Origin of the sequence: Flavobacterium sp. ASW18X (assembly GCF_005144745.1) — a bacterium.
GTDB lineage: Bacteria > Bacteroidota > Bacteroidia > Flavobacteriales > Flavobacteriaceae > Croceivirga.
Window position 1 is genome coordinate 1 of the sequence record NZ_SWKK01000034.1, and the last position, 987, is coordinate 987.

General features: G+C 45.4%; 1 protein-coding gene. It reads right to left on the reverse strand.

Annotated elements, in window-relative coordinates:
* The coding region (locus FBT53_RS15630) for a Calx-beta domain-containing protein (protein ID WP_205729052.1) at nt 1-987 on the reverse strand (987 nt) is incomplete at both ends.

Below are 987 nucleotides of genomic sequence, written 5' to 3' on the forward strand. Positions count from 1 at the left end.
CTGTGCTGTCATCATCATTGATGATACCGTTAGCGGTAGCATCGTTAATAGGCACTAACGGATTGGTAGTGCTGTTCAAGGTAACGGTATAGGCTTCTTGGGCTTCGATAAAAGTATCGTCCAAGATGGACACCACGATTTGTTGTACCTCGCCATTATTACCCGCAAAGGTGATAGTTCCATTGGTAATAGGCGTAAAGTCGGTGGCGGTAGCTGTACCAAAAGCGGTAGAGAAATCTACATCAAACCCAGAAGCATAATCCCCAGTTAAAGTCACATCAAAAGTAGCGGTTACACCCAAACCTTCGGTCACGATAACATCGGTTTGTACAATAGAAAGACCTTCGGTGCCTGTGCTGTCATCATCATTGATGATACCGTTAGCGGTAGCATCGTTAATAGGCACCAACGGATTGGTAGTGCTGTTCAAGGTAACGGTATAGGCTTCTTGTGCTTCGATAAAAGTATCGTCCAAGATGGACACCACGATTTGCTGTACCTCGCCATTATTACCAGCAAAGGTGATAGTTCCATTGGCGATAGGCGTAAAGTCGGTGGCGGTAGCCGTACCAAAAGCGGTACTAAAGTCTACATCAAAACCAGATGCATAATCCCCAGTAAGGGTAACATCAAAAGTAGCGGTAACGCCCACACCTTCGGTTACGATAACATCGGTCTGTATTATGGATAGACCTTCCGTACCCGTACTGTCATCATCATTGATGATACCGTTAGCGGTAGCATCGTTAATGGGCACTAACGGATTGGTAGTGCTGTTCAAGGTAACGGTATACGCTTCTTGCGGTTCAATGATATTATCGTCCAAGATGGACACCACGATTTGCTGAACCTCGCCATTATTACCAGCAAAGGTGATAGTTCCATTGGCGATAGGTGTAAAGTCGGTGGCGGTAGCTGTACCAAAAGCGGTAGAGAAATCTACATCAAACCCAGAAGCATAATCCCCAGTTAAAGTCACATCAAAAG